This is a genomic window from uncultured Tateyamaria sp. (genome assembly GCF_947504105.1).
GTDB lineage: Bacteria > Pseudomonadota > Alphaproteobacteria > Rhodobacterales > Rhodobacteraceae > Tateyamaria.
In genome coordinates, this window is sequence record NZ_CANNGP010000001.1 from 288,858 (window position 1) to 308,002 (window position 19,145).

The following is a 19,145-nucleotide window of genomic DNA, read 5'->3' on the forward strand; positions in this document are numbered from 1 at the left end:
ACCGCACGCAACGCTTGCATTTTCCCCAAAAGCTGTTTCGATACTGCCGTGCGCTTGGGGGCCAAGAGTAAAAATCACGGGGAAACCGTGGGTTATCGCGTACACGTATCCTCCCCCAGGCTGGACTTGCGCTACATCCAAGGTGGCGTGCATTTGACGCGCAGGGCAAACCTGCGGTCCAACAAGGAGTATGATATGACCCTTAAAACCCTTCTTATGGGTGCTGTGGCGTCCGTGGCATTGGCCCCGGCTGCATTCGCCGAGCGTGGCTCGGATGGTGAGCTGAAGATCATTTATTGGCAGGCCCCGTCGATCCTGAACCCGTACTTGTCGGCCGGCACCAAGGATATCGAATCCGCCTCGATGATCATCGAACCGCTTGCGCGCTATGACGAAACTGGCGCCCTGACACCCTGGCTGGCTGCAGAAATTCCAACTGTCGGCAATGGCGGCGTGAGCGAAGATCTCACCACCATCACTTGGAAGATCAAGGAAGGCATCACTTGGTCGGACGGCACCCCGTTCACCTCAGCTGACGTGAAATTCACCGCGGAGTACTGCATGCACCCGGAAGGCGGCTGTGCGCAGTTGGCATTCTTTGACGGTGTTGAAAATGTCGAAGCCCTGGACGATCTGACCGTGAAGGTCACATTCAACCAACCCAAACCGAGTCCGTATGGCCCATTTGTGGGTGGCCAGTCGCCCATCATCCAAGCAGCTCAGTTTGCCGATTGTCTGGGTGCCAAGGCCCCCGAATGCACCGAGGCGAACTTCAATCCCATCGGAACCGGTGGCTTCAAGGTCGAAGAATTCCGCCCCAATGACGTGATCACCATGGTCGCGAATGACAATTACCGTGATCCAGCCAAACCCGCCTTTGCGCGCGTGACGTTCAAAGGTGGTGGCGACGCGACCGCCGCAGGTCGTGCTGTGCTGGAAACCGGCGAGTTCGACTACGCATGGAACCTGCAATTGGCCCCCGATGTGATCGCCAAGATGGAAGAAGGTGGCAAAGGCACTGCGGTCGCAGGCTTTGGTCCACTGGTCGAACGCATTGAAATGAACCTGACCAACCCGTCATCCGATCTGTCGGCGGACACGCGCTCCACCGTCGCGGAACCGCACCCGTTCCTAAGCGACATCAACGTGCGACAGGCACTGTCGATGGCGATCGACCGCGCGCTGCTTGTCGAAGTTGGCTATGGTCAGGCAGGCAAGATCACATGTGACCTTGTACCCGCACCGGACCTGTTCGCAGGCGGTGACCAGCATTGCTTTGAACAGGACATCGAAGGTGCCAAGGCACTGCTGGAGGAAGCCGGTTGGGTTGACTCGAACGGCAACGGGTCACGTGACAAGGATGGTGTTGAACTCAGCATTCTGTACCAAACGTCGACCAACGCCGTCCGTCAGGACTTTCAGGCTCTGATCAAGTCATGGTGGGAAGAAATCGGTGTCGAGACCGAGCTGCGTAACCTGGACGCATCCGTGTTCTTTGGGGGTGACCCGGGCTCGCCCGACACGTTCCAGAAATTCTACGCCGATGTTGAAATGTATGCCAACACGTTCAACGGCACGGACCCGCAGCAATATCTTGCGGCCTACCGTTGCGGCAACGAACCCCGGCCTGCAAGCCAGTGGCAGGGTGAAAACATCAACCGCTTCTGCGATCCCGAATATGACGCACTGATCGATGAACTGGCCCGCACGGGCGACATCGAACAACGCGCCGAAATCGCGATCAAGATGAACAACATGCTGACCAAGGATACGTTCACCATCGTACCGCTGGTACACCGTGGTCGTGTGTCGGCCCATGCCGACAGCTTGGGCGGCGTCAAGCTGAACGTCTGGGACAGCGAGATCTGGAACACTGCGGACTGGTACCGTATCAAGTGATCAGATTTTCGGGGTGGGCGATGTCGCCCACCCTACACTCTGACCAAAAACAAAAAGACCTCCGCAAAAGGATTGGCCCCATATGCTGACCTTCACAATCCGCCGGTTGATCCTCTCGGTCCCGACGCTTTTGTTCATCAGCCTTGTTATTTTCCTGCTGTTGCAACTCGCCCCGGGCGATCCAATGGCACAGGTCCCGCTGACCGTTCCCCCCGAAGTCAAAGAAAAGATGCGCGAAGCGCTTGGCCTCGGTCAGCCCATCCATATCCAATACTGGAAATGGATCGTTCAGTTCTTTTGGATCGAACCCCAGGTGCTCATCGACCACTGGTTCGGCACTACCTTCGCCGACGGTAAGCAACGCGTGATCTCGTGGCAGACCCGCAGCCCGGTCATGGACATCGTGGTGCAGCGCATCCCGCAAACGCTCTGGGTGGTTGGTCTGTCCTATATCGTTGGCATCCTGATTGCTCTGCCCATCGGCATATACTCCGCCTACAAGCAGTACTCGGTCTTCGATCAGTCTGGCACGTTCATCACGATGATCGGCTTTTCGATCCCGCCCTTTTTCACCGGCCCGCTGCTGATCGTAGTCTTTTCGGTCCAGCTCGGCTGGTTACCGTCAATCTATGACACCACCCACGTGGTCACCGACTGGGCCAGTTTCAAAGTACAGTTCATGCAAATGGTCATGCCAGTGATGGTGCTGGCGTTGCAGACCACAGCGCAGATCAGCCGCTACATGCGGTCCTCCATGCTCGACAATCTCGGGCAGGACTACGTGCGCACGGCGCGGGCCAAGGGGCTGCGTGAAGGCGTTGTGGTCATGCAGCACGTCCTCCGCAACTCGATGATACCGGTGATCACCGTGATCGCACTTGGCGTCCCATCAATCTTTGGCGGCGCCATCATCACTGAAAACGTGTTCAAGGTGAACGGGATTGGGCAGCTTCTGCTCACCGCCCTCTTTGGCAACGATATTCCGATGGTCATGACACTGACTTTCATCTTCGCGATCCTGATCGTGCTCTTCAACCTGATTGCCGACGTGCTCTACGGCGTGCTCGACCCGAGGATCCGCTATGACTGATCAAACAGCAGACGCCTATGCAGCACTCCAGGACAAGGAACCGCCCAAGGCGCCGCGCAGCCAGTGGAAGGACGTTTGGGACCAATTCAAACGACACAAGGGCGCGCTGTTTGGCGGTGGGTTCCTCGTGTTCATCACGCTGGCAGTGATCCTCGGCCCGTATATCTGGCAGGTCGATCCGCAAAAGCTGGATATCCGGAACAAGGACATGCGACCGATCTACGTGGCTCTCTGGAATGGGGACGCCAAGGTCGGATGGTTCCGCCCGCTTGGCACCGACAATCTGGGCCGCGATATCCTTGCCAACCTGATCGCAGGGGGGCGCGCCTCCATGGCCGTCGGCTGGGCCGCCATGGTGCTGGCCCTGGTGATAGGTACATCCATCGGCGTGATCGCCGGTTACTTCAAAAGGGCCGACTTCTGGCTGATGCGTTTCACTGACCTGGTTCTGTCTCTGCCCATCCTGCCCCTGCTCCTGGTGGCCGTGACCCTGTTCCGCGAACCGCTCAGGGCCAATTTCGGCCCCGAAGGCGGGATGTTCATCTTGATCGTGGGTGTCGTCGGTCTGACCAGCTGGATGCAGACGGCACGGATCGTTCGTGGTGACATCCTTGCGCTCAAGGAACGTGAATTCATCCTTGCCGCGCGGTCCATCGGCACCACCTCGGGCAAGATCATCCGGCGGCACCTGCTGCCCAACGTGATCTCTCCCATAATGGTATCCGCCACACTCGGCCTCGCTACGGCCATCATCACTGAAAGCGCACTTTCGTTCCTGGGCGTCGGCTTCCCGTCAGACTTCCCCACATGGGGCAAACTGCTGGCAGACGCTGTACAGCGGATGGAGCAATATCCGGAGCGCGTTGTGCTGCCGGGGATCCTGATCTCACTGACAGTGCTGGGAGTGAACTATCTGGGCGACGGTCTGCGCGACGCATTGGACCCAAGAATCCGCGGGCGCTGATTTTTCCGACTGCAAACACCAAAGACCTGAAGGGACGGCGGGCGGAACACATTTGCCGAGGGCAAACAGCGTCCGACCCCGTCCCTACCTCTCCACCTTGCTGCGCAAACGCCGGATCACCGACCACACAAGGAACACAACCGGCACGGTCACCAGCGCAGTCATCAGGTTCTTTGAAAGTCCGGTGGTCGCCTCAAGCGAGTAGAACAGGTAGGATAACAGCGACACGGAATAATAACTGATGGCAACGGCCGAGAACCCTTCGACCGTGCGCTGCAACCGCATCTGAAGGTCTGACCGCCTGTCCATGCTCTCAAGCAACGCCTGGTTCTGGGCCGACCGTTCCACATCCACTTGCGTTCGCAAAAGGTCGGCCGCGCGCACGCTGCGCGCCGACATGGCAGCGAGCCGCCCCTCAGCCGACTGCACCGTCCGCATCGCGGGCTGATACCGGCGCATCATGAACTCCGCAAAGGTCTGACGTCCCTGGTAGCGGTCCTCGCGCAAGGCCTCGATCCGCTCGTTCACGATCGCCTCATAGGCCCGGGTTGCCCCGATGCGAAACGATGATTGCGCGGACAAGCTTTCCAGCTCCGCAGAAATCGACAGCAGCGCCCGCAGGGTCTCCTCGGCCTCTGCATGCTCACCCGACATGCTCTCAACAAGCTCAATCAACCGAGTGTCGAGTGCGGTCAACTGCTTGCCGGTGGTTCGGGCGCGGGCAAATCCCAGCATCGACATGGATTTGTATGTCTCGATCTCGCACAGACGCTGCACGATCCTCCCAACACGACGCTGGCCCGTCTCTTCAGAAATGAAGGCGGCAAAGCGCATATGCCCATTCTGATCGATACGAAAATCCCCAGCAATGACCGCCGCATCGTCAAGAACGGAACTGACAGCCAGGCTTTCGGGCACGAACCAATCGGCGAGACGCGCGCGAATATCTGCCTCCTGCGGTCGGGGTTCAACCCGGATCAGGATCGACGTGAACCGCTGGCCAGGCGCGGCCTCCAGCCACTCCTGCGGAAACGGCTCAAACGCACGGGCATCAAAGGGCCGGTCCTCCACCCCTTCCGAAAAGACTGTGTAAGTCACGAACTCGGTGTGCTGTTCCCATTTCAGCCAATGGCGTCCGATCTGACCGTAGTAGTGCGTGGCACCGGGCTGAGGATGCGGTGCGCCATAGCGATCCAGCAAGGCATGCAAATGCGCCAGATCCTTCGCACGATCACGGTTTGCAGCCATCTCTGGCTGCTTGAATGCGACATAGGCCGCCGCGCAAGGCGCGCGCATGGAGGGGAATGGGCGGGCATGCAGCTCGTTTGCCAATTGATAGCGCAAGGGATGATCTTCGATGGGGGCCATGTCTGCTCCGGCAAGTGTCTCGCATCGAAATAACGACAAACTGCACAAAATCAAGATATTTGCTTTTGCTTTTCAATACCTTATATGAATGCAACGGTATACAAGCAGGGCCCATCTTGCCGCAAAGGCCAAGATGGCAACGAGGGCGCTACCTCGTGCGCTTACGCGCGTACCGCCTTTCGCGCCGTGTAAAGCAAAAGCAGAAAGGACAGATCGGGGCGGTTGATCTCCGGTTTTTGAGGACACGCGCCACCAGTTTGGGGTGCCCTTGATCCAGTCCCGCCCGCAGCACCAGACGATGCCCCCATGCGATTGAAGAAAGTCGCGGCATAATTGGGTAGTATTTGGCAAAATGCGTGTGCGACTGCGGTACGACCGGTTTGCCGATGTCTTTCATCCAAATTCATGGCGTGCGCTTCAGCTGGGACCGCGGGGAAAGGCAACAAGTAACAAAAAAGGGCGGGATCAAACCCCGCCCTTCTGCATTCAATTTCAGACGTATCAGTCGATCATCGGCAACAGTTTGTCGATGGACTGCTTGGCGTCACCATAGAACATGCGCGTATTTTCCTTGAAGAACAGCGGGTTCTCGATGCCGGAATACCCGGTGCCCTGCCCACGCTTGGACACGAACACCTGCTTGGCCTTCCAGCATTCCAGCACCGGCATACCAGCGATAGGACTGTTCGGGTCGTCCTGTGCGGCCGGGTTCACGATGTCATTCGAGCCGATGACAATGGCCACATCCGTGTCCGGGAAGTCATCATTGATCTCGTCCATCTCCAGCACAATGTCATAGGGTACCTTCGCCTCAGCCAGCAGCACGTTCATGTGACCGGGTAGACGACCCGCGACGGGGTGGATCGCAAAGCGGACTTCTTTGCCAGCAGCACGCAGCTTACGCGTCAGCTCGGCCACGCCCTGCTGGGCCTGCGCCACAGCCATCCCGTAGCCGGGGATGATGATGACGCTGTCGGCTTCGTTCAGAGCCGTGGCGACGCCATCCGCCTCGATCGCGATCTGTTCACCTTCCACGGCCATCTGCTCACCTGCAGGGCCGCCAAATCCGCCGAGGATCACGCTGACGAACGACCGGTTCATCGCCTTGCACATGATGTAGGAAAGGATCGCACCGGACGAACCCACAAGCGCGCCCACGACGATCAAGAGGTCATTGCCAAGCGAGAAACCAATGGCCGCCGCTGCCCAACCGGAATAGCTGTTCAACATCGACACTACGACCGGCATGTCCGCGCCGCCAATGCCCATGATCAGGTGCCAGCCAATGAAGAGCGCCAGCAGTGTCAACAGGACCAGCGGCAGTAGGCCGCCCGTGCTGAAATAGATGATCGCCAGTATCAGCGACGCACCCGCTGCCGCAGCGTTCAACATATGCCCGCCCGGCAGCTTGGTGGCGGCGCTGTCGACCTTGCCCGATAGCTTGCCCCAGGCCACGTAGGACCCGGTAAAGGTCACAGCACCAATCCAGACACCCAGCACCAGTTCGATCTTCAGAATGGTGACCTCGACGGTTGTCTTCTTGGCAATGAGCTGGCCAAAGGCCGACAGGGGCTCAAGCACAGCCTTTTCGACCGATTGCACCCATTGCCCATCAACCAGTGCACCACCCAGAACCGTACCATGCTCCATCAGGTGATTGTCTACATAGCCAATCATGATGTGTGCATTGAAACCGATAAAGACGGCAGTCAGCCCCACAAGGGCATGCATGCCCGCCACAAGCTCGGGCATCTGGGTCATCTCGACCTTGGTGGCAAGCTGGTAGCCAACGATGCCCCCGCCCGCGATCAGGACCAGCGACAACAGCCACAGGCCCGCACCTGGTCCGATCAATGTGGCAACCACGGCGATGAACATGCCAACGATGCCGTACCAGACGGCCCGCTTGGCGCTTTCCTGACCGGACAGACCGCCCAAGCTCAGGATGAAAAGAACAGCCGCAACGACATAGGCGGCAGTGGTAAATCCGAGTTCCATTAGTCCTGCCCCTACTTACGATTTCTGGAACATGGCGAGCATGCGCCGTGTCACGAGGAAGCCACCGAAGATGTTGATGGCTGCCATGAATATCCCGAATATCGCCAGGAACGTGATGACCCCTGAACTTGATCCGATCTGTATGAGTGCGCCAAGGATCACGATGGACGAAATGGCGTTTGTCACCGCCATAAGCGGTGTGTGCAGACTGTGCGCCACGCCCCAGATCACCTGGAAGCCGATAAAGACGCTCAGCACGAAGACGATAAAGTGCTGCATGAAGCTGGCCGGGGTATAAAGCCCTGCGAGCAGCACCAACCCGCCACCAATGGCCAGCAAGGTGACCTGGTTCTTCGTCTGGGCCTTGAACGCCGCCACTTCTGCAGCGCGTTTTTCTTCAGGCGTCAGTTCCTTGGCCGCTTCCTTTTTTGGGGCTGCGGCAATCGCGGCCACCTTGGGCGGTGGCGGTGGGAACGTGACTTCGTTTGCGTGGGCGATCGTCGCGCCACGGATCACGTCATCTTCCATGTCATGGTTGATGACACCGTCTTTTTCCGGCGTCAGGTCCGTCATCAGATGACGGATGTTCGTGGCATAAAGGCTCGATGACTGCGTCGCCATGCGGCTGGGGAAGTCGGTGTAGCCGATGATGGTCACGCCATTGTCGGTCACGATCTTCTCATCCGCGACGGTCAGCTTGCAGTTCCCGCCCTTTTCCGCCGCGAGGTCCACAATGACCGAACCGGGTTTCATGGAGGCAACCATGTCCTCGGTCCACAGCTCGGGGGCCTCACGGTTCGGGATCAGGGCCGTGGTGATAACAATGTCCACCTCAGGTGCCAGCTCACGGAACTTGGCCAGCTGCGCCTCACGGAATTCAGGTGAAGAAACAGAGGCATATCCGCCCGAGGACGATCCGTCCTGCTGCTCTTCCTCGAAATCGAGATAAACGAACTCGGCCCCCATCGATTCAACCTGCTCAGCCACTTCGGGCCGCACGTCAAAGGCGTATGTGATGGCGCCAAGGCTGGTCGACGTCCCAATGGCGGCCAGACCGGCCACACCGGCACCGACCACCAGAACCTTGGCCGGTGGGACCTTACCGGCGGCAGTGATCTGCCCGGTAAAGAAGCGGCCAAAATTGTTGCCTGCCTCGATGACAGCGCGGTAGCCCGCAATGTTTGCCATGGACGACAATGCGTCCATCTTCTGGGCGCGGCTGATCCGGGGGATCATTTCCATCGCCACCACGGTGGCTCCCTTCTTGGCGGCAGAGGTCATCTTGGCCTCGTCCGCCACGGGGCTGAAGAACGAAATCAGGGTCTGATCTTCGCGCAGACGCTTCATCTCGGTCGCGTCAGGCGCGCGTACCTTGGCAACCACATCTGCGGCTTTCCAAAGGGCGGCAGCCGTCTTGACCACCTCGACACCCGCGGCCTTGTAGTCGGCGTCGGAAAAACCGGCCCCGAGCCCCGCACCTGTTTCGACCACACAGATGTGGCCCAGCTTTTGAAGAGCCGTTGCGCTCTCGGGCGTCATGGCGACGCGGCGCTCTCCCTCAAATATCTCTTTTGGTGTTCCGATCTTCATTCGAAGAACCCCCATCCGTTCGTGGCAGTCAATTTCAGGCTTAAGCCAAAGGCGATGTGGCGCAGCGCCATGGGCCGTCCACTACCCAACCCATCCGCGAGATACAAGCAGGGCCCCTGCGTCATAAGAGTAAGATTCGAAAAATATCAAACCCACCTGCGCACTTTTTGTTCGTAGCGGGCAAACTCTGCCTTGAAAATGTGCCGCATCCGATCCTCTTCTGGGACGATGAACTGATGCTCGATCCACCAGACAAAGATCGGCACCAGCACCAGCGAAGGCACCGCATCAAAGCGCAGGATCAGACCTGCAAGCAGAAGTGCATCGCCCAGGTAGATGGGATTCCGGGTCCGGGCAAAAACGCCGTCGGTGATCAGCCTTTGCGGTGCCTGGTGTGGGATCACGGTGGTCTTGTGGCGCCAGAATGCGCGCAATGCCGCTGCCATCAAAAGCAGCCCGGCACCAATCATCAACCCCGCCATCATATGGGTGACAGGGTGATCAACACTCAGCCCAAGCGGCAGAAAGCGGCCCTGGCACCACGCCAGGAAGACGCAGAACGCAAGCCAGACAGGCGGGATGTGCAAAAGATTGATCATGGCGAACACAAATATTGATTTTATGCACCTGACGAGAAAGGGGGCTACCCTGTCAACGCTTTGCAGGGATAGCGTGACCAATGGCGCAGTTCCACGGTGAATTGTGATTGATCCTGCGGCGCGGACAGCCCACTCTTGCCCTACCGCTGGGCATCGAAGGAACAACATCATGACATCTGAAACGTCCCTAAGTGAAAAACACGCCCTTGTGACCGGCGGGGGCACCGGTATTGGCCTCGCCATCGCACGCGCCCTCGCCCAGCGCGGCGCACAGGTCACCATCACAGGGCGACGGCAAGAGGTTCTGGACGAAGTCGCCGATGATGGTCTCTGGGGGGCTGCCATGGACGTACGGGATGAAAGCTCGGTTGAAACCGTGATCGCAGAGGCCATCGCCGCGCGTGGCCCCATCCAGATCTGCGTGCCGAATGCTGGGGTCGCCGAAGGGCGCGCCTTGCACAAAACCAAATTGGACTTCTGGCGCAACATGATGGCCACGAATCTTGATGGCGCCTTCCTGACCATCCGGGCGTGCTTGCCCGGCATGCGACAAACCGATTGGGGCCGGGTGATCGCCGTCTCATCCATTGCAGGCTTGCGCGGCTTGCCGGGAGGAGCGGCTTACGCCGCATCCAAGCATGGGCTGATCGGATTGATCCGCAGCCTGAGCGAGGATTACATGGGGCAACCCTATACTTTCAACGCGCTTTGTCCGGGCTATGTGGACACGCCGATCGTCGACCGCAATGAGGTCGCTATTGCCGAGCGCACGGGAATGACCACGAAAGAAGCGCGCCAAGTGATGGTTGATGCCAATCGTCACAAACGGCTTCTTGATGCAGACGAAGTGGCCGCAGCAGCCCTGTGGCTCGTCGGCCCCGGATCACAAAGCATAAACGGTCAATGCATCCAGATCTCAGGAGGGCAGACCGTGTAGGTCGGATTCTGATCCGCCAATGGCGGAGCATACCTCCGCCTTACATGGCCAAGGGTCCGGCATGGTACGGCGCACGTGCCGTGCGCCCAACCAACGGCAAAGGGTGGTGCGCTCGACCAACTGACCCGCCCGAAACCAATCTGCCCTGCGCTATTGCCCTGTGGATCGACGAATGCGGCCACTCTTCTGGCCGGTTCACCAACCCCGCCTGCACAGGTGCTGCAAAAATCATGTGCCGATGGGCCTCCAGATCATCCGCATCCCGGATGACATGTTCCCAGAACCGACGCTGCCAAAGTCCCTTTTCTCCGGGGCGCAGACGCAACGCCCCAGTATCCGTCGGCGCATCCACAGAACGGGAAAATAGGCTTTTCAGCATCCGCCAGCGCGTCGAGAAATCGGTATCCCCCTCGGGCAAGCGCCACAGGGTATGGATCACATCCCCCAACACGACAATCTCTTCAATGGAAAAGGGGTACCTGTCGCGGGTCTTGCGCATGGCCGCACGTAACGGATCAATCTCGCGCAGGAACAGGTCAGTGCCACGGCGCGCGGCGCGGGCAGTAAAGAAGTAAGTGGAAACGGGGCAATCAGAGCGGACATAGCGAGGCATGGCACCACCCTGCCCGCTGTTTGGTTAACGCGCGTTTAAGCCGAGCGCAAAACCGGCCGTGCCCGGCCACCATCGGCCCAATCCCGGCAAGCTTCACCAAGGGCTTCGAACAGCGGGCGCGAAACGGGGTCGCATTTGGCATTCCATTCCGGGTGCCACTGCACCGACAGGGTGAACCCGGGCGCCCCGTCAATGTAAATAGCCTCTGCCGTGCCATCAGGCGCATGCCCGTCCACCACGACGCGCGGACCAGCGGTTTTGATCCCCTGACCATGCAGCGTGTTCGTCGGCACGGACTGACGGCCCATCAGGCGGTGAAACACACCCCCTTCGGAAAAGGTCACATCGTGGCGCAACGCAAACTTCTCTTCCAAGGTGCCATCGGGCGGCATACGGTGGTTGTCCCGTCCGGGCAGATCACGGATCTCGGGATACAGCGATCCCCCCATAGCCACGTTCACTTCCTGGAAACCCCGGCATATGCCAAGAAAGGGCTGACCGCGCTCTACACAGGCGCGGATCAAGGGCAAGGTCACACCGTCCCGGTTGCGGTCAAAGGCACCATGCGCGTCGGTCGGCTCTTCGCCATACTCTTCCGGATGCACGTTGGCGCGCCCGCCGGTAAAGACAAAGCCCGCGCAATGCTCCAGCAGGTCCGAGATCCGTACCTTCTCGGGCTCTGCAGGGATCAGCATGGGCAAACCCTCGGCCACATCCGCTACGGCCGATACGTTGATCAGGCCCGCGGCCTGCACCTCGTATTCATCATTGATCACGTGGTGGTTCGAAATGATGCCGATGATGGGCCGCGCCATAGAGTCCTCTGCACTGGTTGCGTTTGACCCGGTATACGCCGCACACCCGCCTCCTGAACAGAGAGACGGACGCGCAATGGCATGTGCAAAAAGCCGCAGATGCGGCCGCCGCTTAAATTTCAGCCGCCAATGACGCCGCTTCGATACCCGCAACGGCAGCAATGGCATCGTTGTCGGACGTGTCACCGGTCACGCCAACAGCCCCGATCACGGCGCCCTTCTTGTCGCGCACCAGAACGCCACCGGGCACGGGCACAACCTGCCCGCCAAAAACCCCGTTCACCGACGCAATGAAATACGCCTGCTGTTCCGCCCGCGCCATCTGCGCGGTCCCTGCCATACCCAGCATCACTGCGCCATAGGCCTTGCCCTGTGCGATGGCAAAACGGCCCGGCGCGGCCCCGTCCTCTCGTTCAAAAGCCTGCACATGCCCGCCAGCATCCAGCACCACAACGGACAGGGGCTTCAGCTCCATCTCCCGCCCCGTCTCGAGTGCTTTACGAATAATGGTCCGCGCCTTGCGCAACGAAATCGACATGTCTTGTCTCCTGATCAGGGCTATCGCCCCAGTTTCTTCTGACTGAAAATACGACGGGGAGCACGAGGGGCAGCGCCCCTCGGTCCCGCCATTTCAAAACGCGGCTCAGACCGCCTTGAACTCCAACCGACGTGCATGCAGCACCGGCTCGGTATAGCCGGACGGCTGCACCCGGCCCTTTAACACCAGATCGCACGCGGCCTGAAAGGCCACGCCGCCAAAGCCCGGGGCCATCGGCAAATACTCGGGATCATTCGCATTCTGACCATCCACAACCTCTGCCATCTTCCGCAAGGCCGCCATCACCTGTTCCTCACTCACCACACCATGATGCAGCCAGTTCGACATGGCCTGCGCACTGATACGACAGGTCGCACGGTCCTCCATCAGGCCCACATCATTGATGTCCGGCACCTTGGAACAGCCCACGCCCTGATCCACCCAACGCACGACATAGCCAAGGATGCCTTGCGCGTTGTTCTCCATCTCGCGGGCAATTTCTTCGGAAGAGAAATTGCGCCCCACGGCGACCGGAATGGTCAACAGGTCCTCAAGCGTTCCACGCGGACCACCTGCTTTCAATTCATCCTGCCGCGCCATCACGTCGACCTTGTGGTAATGCGTGGCATGCAACGTGGCAGCGGTCGGAGATGGCACCCAGGCACAAGTGGCACCGGATTGCGGATGCCCGATCTTGGTCTCCAGCATCTCGGCCATCCGATCCGGCATGGCCCACATGCCCTTGCCGATCTGCGCCTTTCCTTTCAGGCCACAGGCCAGACCAATATCCACATTGCGATCCTCATAGGACGCAATCCACGCGGCCCCCTTCATCTCGCCCTTCGGGATCATCGGTCCGGCTTCCATCGAGGTATGAATCTCGTCACCAGTCCGATCCAGGAAGCCGGTGTTGATAAAGGCCACACGCGACTTCGCGGCCCGGATACACTCCTTGAGATTGGCCGAGGTGCGCCGCTCCTCATCCATGATGCCCAGCTTCACGGTATTCGCAGGCAGGCCCAGCACCTTCTCGACGCGGCTGAAAATTTCGTCAGCGAATGCCACCTCGACCGGCCCATGCATCTTGGGCTTTACAACGTATACCGACCCACAAACCGAATTGCGCAGCCCTTCGGTCTTCTGCAGATCGTGCATGGCAATCAGCGTGGTGATCATGGCATCCATCAGCCCCTCACCGACCTCGTTTCCATCGCGGTCGTGAATGGCCGGGTTGGTCATCAGGTGGCCCACATTGCGGATCAGCATCAGGCTGCGGCCCTTCAAGCTCACAGCCGAGCCGTCAGGTGCGGTATAGGACCGGTCACCTGCCATCCGGCGTGTGACAACCTTGCCCCCCTTCTCAAAGCTCTCTTCCAGATCGCCTTTCATCAGACCCAGCCAGTTGCCATAGGCCAGAACCTTGTCCTCGGCGTCGACCGCGGCCACGCTGTCTTCACAATCCATTATAGTGGACAGGGCGGATTCAAGGTTCACGGCAGCGATGCCCGCAGGATCAGTCGCACCGATCACATCATTGCGGTCGATCACGATCTCGATGGCCAGATGGTTGTTGCGAAAAAGGTAAGTCTGCGCCTCCTCGTCCCCGCCATACCCCAGATACTGCGCCGGGTCGGACAAGGACACCGCCCCCAGATCCAGCTCATCCCCCGACAGACCCAGGGAGGTGACATCGGACCATGTGCCGCCCGTCAAAGGAACCGCTTCATCCAGAAATCTCTTGGCCCATGCAATCACGCGCGCACCCCGGGCGGGATCATAGCCTTTCCCACCGGGCAGATCGCTCAAAGCATCCGTGCCGTAAAGCGCGTCATACAGGTTGCCCCACCGCGCATTCGCCGCGTTCAGGGCAAAGCGCGCATTCATGATAGGCACCACCAGCTGCGCACCGGGCGTGCTGGCAATCTCGGGGTCGACATTCTGGGTCTCAATTTCAAAATCAGGGCCCTCCGGGACGAGGTAGCCGATCTCTTCCAGAAACGCGCGATAGACCGCCGGATCATGATCCCCGCTGCGATGTGCCACGTGCCATTCATCGATCTGGGCTTGAACACCTTCGCGCTTGGCCAAAAGATCGCGGTTCTTCGGTCCCAGATCATACACCAGCGCAGAAAAACCGGCCCAGAAATCAGCCGAAGCGACGCCCGTGCCGGGCAATGCATGGGTTTCAATGAAATGTGCGAGGCTGTCCGCCACCTTCAAATCGCTGCGATCCACATAAGCAGTCATAGGATGCCCTCCTGGCCTTGGATTACGACTCGTCGCAAGGCTTAGAGAAAAAGTTTCCTATCGTAAACATCATTGGTCAAAAAAATTTACCAATGCTTTGCGCTAAGTCAAAAGCGCGGCTTCATAGGATCTCAGGCACAGGCGCGCAGTGCGCGGCAAGACCTGCGATGCATCTCCTGCCAGTTCGGGAAATAGGGCGAACAATTCGTCCCGCGCGGCACGGTCCAGCCCATGCAAACCCATGATTTCCGGCAGAAAGCTTTCGGTCCGCGCCCCGTTGGCCCAGATCACCTCATGGGTGTCGAACATCAGGTGATGATATGTAACGGCAGCGCACGGTGTAACCCGGCCGCGCCGCCCATCACACAGATGCTTGGCCGCAACAAAGGCGCTGTCGACGCCAAACATCAGCTCAATATCCGCGCCCTCTACCAACATGCGATGCTGCGGAGACACGAACAGGGGCTGCTCCAGCCCCAGAAACCCGGCACTCAACCGGACGGGCGCGAAGTCACCTACACCCGCAACCGTGCGTGCACCAACCCAACGTACCGGCTGCGGACCGGCATCCTCTGTCTGAACCAGATCCCCTACACGCAAGGTCTCCACCGCGCGCGAGCCATCAGGGGTCAGGATCATGGCACCGGATGCCAGGCAGGATACGAAATTCGCATACTGGTTCGGCTGCTGGTGCGATGTCCGCTCAGTGTTGAACGTGTATGCCGTGCCCGGCACCAATTCGACCGTGCTGGCGATGCCATCGACCGCCCCCTGCTGAAATCCATCGCCGCCAAAGTGAAATGAAGTGACCTGATGACCCGTTGCAGTATTGATCAGGTCATAGGCCGTGTTGATGGTCGTGCCGACGGCATAGTTGGTGCCATCAAGATCGACAGCTTCACCCAGACTTTGAGTTGCATCGACCTCATCAAACACCGCGTCATCATCATCGATGAAAACGCGGGTACCTGTCGCCCCAGGGCGCAGCTGCAACGTGAATGTCGGCGACCCCGCCGCCTGCGCCCCCTGCTCGGCCGGTGGTGTGTTCACAAAATCGCTGGGGCTGTAGATAAAGATGTAAGGCATGACACCACACGGCTAGGTTGCGATGTGTATATGCTGAGCCAATGCGCTCACAATGTGGCAAGCGTGGTTCATCCTTGGGTCAAATACCTACCTTCGCAATCTACCGATCCCCGTCGAGATCTGAAACCAAGCGTGAACTCTCACAGACGCCGCCGGCTGCCGATCAAACCCGTTGGGAGCGGCGGGACCACTCCAACCGATCTGTCACGCAAGGACATCAAAGCGTTTGCAAATCAGACCATCGGGCGTTCTGTAGGTTCGAAAGCCTATTGCTTCGTAATACGCCAGCGCTTCGGCATTCGTGGACGCAATGCTCGCATCAATATGGGACAACCCAGCTTCGCGCGCCGCATTCCGCGTGGCTGTAAAAAGGGTGCGGCCCACACCACGCCGCGCAGCAGAGGGCCGTATATGTGTGCCAACAATACCCCACCCGGGCTCAACGCCCCATTGGTTGCCAGCCTGCGCGCGCTTTAGCGATTGAAACCCAAGTACGAAACCGCCGTCATCAGCCACTGAGCAGCGGACCTTGTCCACGTCCTCGATATAATGCGACCTCACGAATTCTTCGCTATCGGGGCTCACCCTTTTGCCAGATGCGGTCAGCTCGCGCAGAAATGCGCTCATCTGCTCGACATCTGCGATGGTTCCCTCTCTGATGATCATCGTCGATTTCTCCGTATCGCCACTTACAGAATGTGCGGAATTCATCTGCGGCCGCAAGTTATCGGGCAAAGCAAAAAATCGTCGATTGCCAACGCTTTTTGGTCAGAGCTCTGGCGTGGTGGACCATACCGTTATGCATTTAGCGTCAGCCCTATCATCACAGACGCACGCCCATGTCGCGCAACGAGCCTATCAGGCATATCAACAAGGTCTTTCAGGATGGCATGGACGAGATTGTCGTGACGGCGCCGCTTCAGTCACCCAGATTCTTCGACGCGGGCACTCTTGATTTCATCAATACTGGCCCCGACGAAAGCTATGTTTTGGCCTATGACCATACCAGCAGAGTGGGCGTGTTGTATGCATCTGGCCCCAGTGGCGAACCAGCAGCCGAGTAGTTTCATCGACCGAGCGAGCGCCCGCATCATCATAACACGCCATCGCAGGTGATTTTCCGAGATGTGCCAGTCGAATGCGACAATTTTCAAAGCCGTCCGCAGGCGCGGGTATAAGAGGGGACTAAGCAGTACAAAGTTCAAACGTGTAGGCTGGCGTTTGATAGACGTCGCGCAACGTATCTTATGTCTTGCTGTATGCCCGGGCGACACGCGACAACGGCGAGCATACTTGTCCCTGAGATGCAGCGTGACACTTTTCCGCCACGACGCATGCACCGCAACCTGCCAAGCGATACCAGAATTGCCCGCCAGAAATATGATGTTGAACGTCAGATGACACCAGTCTCCTTTTCGTCGCACACCCGACCTTAGGCTCAGGACCTGTTAATTTGATTGAGGTTGTCCGTTCGATGTGATTCAAGCTCTCAAACTGTGGGGGTTATATAAGCAATCTTTACTGGCTGAGCGAAGATCAAATGGCACGGCTTCGGCCCTATTTTCCGAAGAGCCATGGCGTGCCAAGCGTCGATGATCAGCGGATATTGAGCGGCATTATCTTCATCAATCGCAATGGGTTACGTTGGTGTGATGCGCCAAAGGAGTATGGTCCATCCAAGGCGCTTTATAATCGGTGGAAGCGGTGGAACGACATGGGCGTGTTTGCCCGGATTATGGAGGACCTTGCCGCTGAAGCTCCTGGCAACAAACGATCTCAATCGACGCGACTTACCTCAAAGCTCATCGAACAGCGCCCAGCTTATCAGTTAAAAAGGAGGGCGTGGGCGTCCGATAGGTCGCGCCAAAGGGGGTATGAATACCAAGCTTCATGCTGTGACGGACACGATTGCACGACCTATCGGTTCTTCATGACCGCTGGTCAGGTCAGCGATTATACTGGGGCCAGAGCTCTTGTGAGCAGCCTGCCAGCGGCGGACTGGCTGCTCGGCCCCTCTCGGGATATTCGCTGCGCGAATACCCTGCCGGTCAATAGATCGTGGCTATGATGCGGATTGGTTCCGTGAGGCCCTGCAAGACAAGGGTTTACGTTCAGGCATGCCCAGTCGAAAATCTCGCGCCAAAGCTACCAAGTATGACAAGCGTCGCTACAAAAGACGCAATCGAACTGAGATCATGTTCGGTCACCTGAAAGATTGGCGGCGCGTCGCAACTCGCTATGACCGATGTCCAAAGGTATTTCTGTCAGCAATCGCTCTCGCCGCAATAGTCATACTCTGGCTATGAAGCCTGAGCCTAGGGTCCGCAATAAGCCCTGAGTTGCCCAGCCTTGGTTTAGGCGTATACATAAATGCACGAACTGCATTTTATGTATCGTCATTGAGAATTTCGCTCAATGCACGAGCCTGAACACCTTCTGTATCTGAGCTCGATAGACCGTAGATGCTGACCAACGCCTTCCAAAGCCCCCATGCTCTTGCTCGATACCAAGTATCATCATCGACTTTGACTGCTTCCCGGAAATGTTGGCGGGCCGCCGCATCGAAATATGTCCATGCGATAGTAAGGTCACATGCAGGATCACCGACACCGCATGCTCCAAAGTCGATCAATGCGCTTACCACATCGCCCTTCATGAGAACGTTGCCTACGGCCACGTCTCCGTGGAACCAAACCGGATCAACGGACCATGCCGACACCATCCCACGCTGCCAGACTTTTAGACACTGCTTCGCCTTAGACGGGTCCCCCATTCTTTTTAGACATTCCATCACTTCGTCGCTGTAGACGCTTGGGTGGCAACCGCGGTAAAATGAGTGCTTTCCCGCGCTTAGGGAAATATCTGCCGGTGCAGATCGCAACTCCACAAGTATTTCCGCAAGGCTACGGGCCAGCGAATTTTTATCCAACACTTGTGTGTTTTCCCAAGTTTCCCCGGCAAGCCAATAACGGATCGACCAGGGTAAGGGATACGCATCGCATGGCCCCCCCAATCCGAAAACCTTTGGAACAGCCACAGATAAATGACCCTCCAATGCTTCCAAAGCCGTAGCTTCTTTCTGAACGGCATCAGCATATGAAGGATGACTTGGAAGGCGAACTGTCAACTCATCACCAAGTCTAAACGTTCGGTTATCATGACCCTGTTTCTTGATAGCCATGACTGGCAGGCTGCCGAGATCAGGAAACTGGTTTGCAATAAGATTTGAAACCAAAGAACCATCAATTTTTACGTTCAATACTATGATCCTTGCTACAACTTGGTTTTGAAACACGCCTACACGTTTCCGCATTTAGTGTCATCAGAGGTGGTCGCGGAATTTCGGACCGGTCGTTAAGGTGGATCGCATGATGAAAGTGACGATCCAGAATGAAGAAACG

16 protein-coding genes and 1 pseudogene are annotated in these 19,145 nt (G+C 58.2%); 6 read left to right on the top strand and 11 right to left on the bottom strand.

The features are described 5' to 3' along the window. Positions 1–195 precede the first annotated feature (195 nt). The 3 genes from Q1A75_RS01465 (at position 196) to Q1A75_RS01475 (ending at position 3,953) form a co-directional block, all read left to right on the top strand. Positions 196–1,899 (top strand): peptide ABC transporter substrate-binding protein, encoded by a 1,704-nt coding sequence (locus Q1A75_RS01465; RefSeq protein ID WP_299549859.1) that lies wholly within the window; start codon positions 196–198, stop codon positions 1,897–1,899. 82 nt (positions 1,900–1,981) lie between these two features. Next, positions 1,982–2,989: an ABC transporter permease gene (locus Q1A75_RS01470; protein WP_299549862.1), complete on the top strand. Its 1,008-nt coding sequence runs from the start codon at positions 1,982–1,984 to the stop codon at positions 2,987–2,989. After that, positions 2,982–3,953 carry an ABC transporter permease gene (locus Q1A75_RS01475; protein ID WP_299549865.1) on the top strand — a complete coding sequence of 324 codons (972 nt, stop codon included), beginning with the start codon at positions 2,982–2,984 and terminating at the stop codon, positions 3,951–3,953. Before Q1A75_RS01470 ends, Q1A75_RS01475 begins: the two co-directional genes overlap by 8 nt. An 84-nt stretch (positions 3,954–4,037) precedes the next feature. Here Q1A75_RS01475 and Q1A75_RS01480 read toward each other — a convergent pair whose 3' ends face one another. From Q1A75_RS01480 to Q1A75_RS01495, 4 genes are all read right to left on the bottom strand, one after another. Next, positions 4,038–5,321 (bottom strand): DUF3422 domain-containing protein, encoded by a 1,284-nt coding sequence (locus tag Q1A75_RS01480; protein WP_299549868.1) that lies wholly within the window; start codon positions 5,319–5,321, stop codon positions 4,038–4,040. A gap of 501 nt (positions 5,322–5,822) precedes the next feature. Then, a complete protein-coding gene (locus Q1A75_RS01485; protein WP_299549871.1) occupies positions 5,823–7,319 on the bottom strand; it encodes an NAD(P)(+) transhydrogenase (Re/Si-specific) subunit beta in 1,497 nt (498 codons plus the stop codon). Positions 7,320–7,334: 15 nt separating this feature from the next. Next, a complete protein-coding gene (locus Q1A75_RS01490; protein ID WP_299549898.1) occupies positions 7,335–8,909 on the bottom strand; it encodes a Re/Si-specific NAD(P)(+) transhydrogenase subunit alpha in 1,575 nt (524 codons plus the stop codon). Between the two features lie 146 nt (positions 8,910–9,055). Further along, positions 9,056–9,508 carry a methyltransferase gene (locus Q1A75_RS01495; protein ID WP_299549874.1) on the bottom strand — a complete coding sequence of 151 codons (453 nt, stop codon included), beginning with the start codon at positions 9,506–9,508 and terminating at the stop codon, positions 9,056–9,058. A gap of 169 nt (positions 9,509–9,677) precedes the next feature. On the opposite strand from Q1A75_RS01495, the gene Q1A75_RS01500 reads away from it, so the two are divergent. Next, a complete protein-coding gene (locus tag Q1A75_RS01500; RefSeq protein WP_299549877.1) occupies positions 9,678–10,445 on the top strand; it encodes an SDR family oxidoreductase in 768 nt (255 codons plus the stop codon). Positions 10,446–10,485: 40 nt separating this feature from the next. Here Q1A75_RS01500 and Q1A75_RS01505 read toward each other — a convergent pair whose 3' ends face one another. The 6 genes from Q1A75_RS01505 to Q1A75_RS01530 all read right to left on the bottom strand — a co-directional run bounded on the left by Q1A75_RS01505 (position 10,486) and on the right by Q1A75_RS01530 (position 16,410). Further along, on the bottom strand, positions 10,486–11,058 hold the full coding sequence (locus tag Q1A75_RS01505) for a transposase (RefSeq protein ID WP_299549880.1): 573 nt from the start codon (positions 11,056–11,058) through the stop codon (positions 10,486–10,488). Positions 11,059–11,093: 35 nt separating this feature from the next. Further along, positions 11,094–11,873, bottom strand: coding sequence for a gamma-glutamyl-gamma-aminobutyrate hydrolase family protein (locus Q1A75_RS01510; RefSeq protein ID WP_299549883.1), 780 nt, complete (start codon positions 11,871–11,873; stop codon positions 11,094–11,096). A 112-nt stretch (positions 11,874–11,985) separates the two neighbouring features. Beyond that, positions 11,986–12,411 (bottom strand): heme-binding protein, encoded by a 426-nt coding sequence (locus Q1A75_RS01515; protein WP_299549885.1) that lies wholly within the window; start codon positions 12,409–12,411, stop codon positions 11,986–11,988. A 105-nt stretch (positions 12,412–12,516) separates the two neighbouring features. After that, positions 12,517–14,658 (bottom strand): malate synthase G, encoded by a 2,142-nt coding sequence (locus Q1A75_RS01520; RefSeq protein WP_299549886.1) that lies wholly within the window; start codon positions 14,656–14,658, stop codon positions 12,517–12,519. Positions 14,659–14,760: 102 nt separating this feature from the next. Continuing rightward, positions 14,761–15,744 carry a Hint domain-containing protein gene (locus Q1A75_RS01525; protein ID WP_299549889.1) on the bottom strand — a complete coding sequence of 328 codons (984 nt, stop codon included), beginning with the start codon at positions 15,742–15,744 and terminating at the stop codon, positions 14,761–14,763. Between the two features lie 204 nt (positions 15,745–15,948). Continuing rightward, a complete protein-coding gene (locus Q1A75_RS01530; RefSeq protein ID WP_299549891.1) occupies positions 15,949–16,410 on the bottom strand; it encodes a GNAT family N-acetyltransferase in 462 nt (153 codons plus the stop codon). Between the two features lie 173 nt (positions 16,411–16,583). On the opposite strand from Q1A75_RS01530, the gene Q1A75_RS01535 reads away from it, so the two are divergent. Both Q1A75_RS01535 and Q1A75_RS01540 read left to right on the top strand, forming a co-directional pair. Then, positions 16,584–16,808: a hypothetical protein gene (locus tag Q1A75_RS01535; RefSeq protein ID WP_299549893.1), complete on the top strand. Its 225-nt coding sequence runs from the start codon at positions 16,584–16,586 to the stop codon at positions 16,806–16,808. 443 nt (positions 16,809–17,251) lie between these two features. Further along, positions 17,252–18,050 (top strand): annotated as a pseudogene (locus Q1A75_RS01540) (IS5 family transposase). Between the two features lie 80 nt (positions 18,051–18,130). Here the strand turns inward: Q1A75_RS01540 and Q1A75_RS01545 are convergent. Further along, on the bottom strand, positions 18,131–19,003 hold the full coding sequence (locus tag Q1A75_RS01545; RefSeq protein ID WP_299549895.1) for an aminoglycoside phosphotransferase family protein: 873 nt from the start codon (positions 19,001–19,003) through the stop codon (positions 18,131–18,133). Positions 19,004–19,145: the final 142 nt, after the last annotated feature.

Excerpts from the sequence above, each read along its gene's own strand:
- Q1A75_RS01480 (WP_299549868.1), bottom strand. The coding sequence starts at position 5,321 with ATGGCCCCCATCGAAGATCATCCCTTGCGCTATCAATTGGCAAACGAG.
- Q1A75_RS01510 (WP_299549883.1), bottom strand. The coding sequence starts at position 11,873 with ATGGCGCGGCCCATCATCGGCATCATTTCGAACCACCACGTGATCAAT.
- Q1A75_RS01500 (WP_299549877.1), top strand. The coding sequence starts at position 9,678 with ATGACATCTGAAACGTCCCTAAGTGAAAAACACGCCCTTGTGACCGGC.
- Q1A75_RS01475 (WP_299549865.1), top strand. The coding sequence starts at position 2,982 with ATGACTGATCAAACAGCAGACGCCTATGCAGCACTCCAGGACAAGGAA.
- Q1A75_RS01525 (WP_299549889.1), bottom strand. The coding sequence starts at position 15,744 with ATGCCTTACATCTTTATCTACAGCCCCAGCGATTTTGTGAACACACCA.
- Q1A75_RS01530 (WP_299549891.1), bottom strand. The coding sequence starts at position 16,410 with ATGATCATCAGAGAGGGAACCATCGCAGATGTCGAGCAGATGAGCGCA.
- Q1A75_RS01465 (WP_299549859.1), top strand. The coding sequence starts at position 196 with ATGACCCTTAAAACCCTTCTTATGGGTGCTGTGGCGTCCGTGGCATTG.
- Q1A75_RS01470 (WP_299549862.1), top strand. The coding sequence starts at position 1,982 with ATGCTGACCTTCACAATCCGCCGGTTGATCCTCTCGGTCCCGACGCTT.
- Q1A75_RS01485 (WP_299549871.1), bottom strand. The coding sequence starts at position 7,319 with ATGGAACTCGGATTTACCACTGCCGCCTATGTCGTTGCGGCTGTTCTT.
- Q1A75_RS01535 (WP_299549893.1), top strand. The coding sequence starts at position 16,584 with ATGTCGCGCAACGAGCCTATCAGGCATATCAACAAGGTCTTTCAGGAT.
- Q1A75_RS01520 (WP_299549886.1), bottom strand. The coding sequence starts at position 14,658 with ATGACTGCTTATGTGGATCGCAGCGATTTGAAGGTGGCGGACAGCCTC.
- Q1A75_RS01495 (WP_299549874.1), bottom strand. The coding sequence starts at position 9,508 with ATGATCAATCTTTTGCACATCCCGCCTGTCTGGCTTGCGTTCTGCGTC.
- Q1A75_RS01490 (WP_299549898.1), bottom strand. The coding sequence starts at position 8,909 with ATGAAGATCGGAACACCAAAAGAGATATTTGAGGGAGAGCGCCGCGTC.
- Q1A75_RS01505 (WP_299549880.1), bottom strand. The coding sequence starts at position 11,058 with ATGCCTCGCTATGTCCGCTCTGATTGCCCCGTTTCCACTTACTTCTTT.
- Q1A75_RS01515 (WP_299549885.1), bottom strand. The coding sequence starts at position 12,411 with ATGTCGATTTCGTTGCGCAAGGCGCGGACCATTATTCGTAAAGCACTC.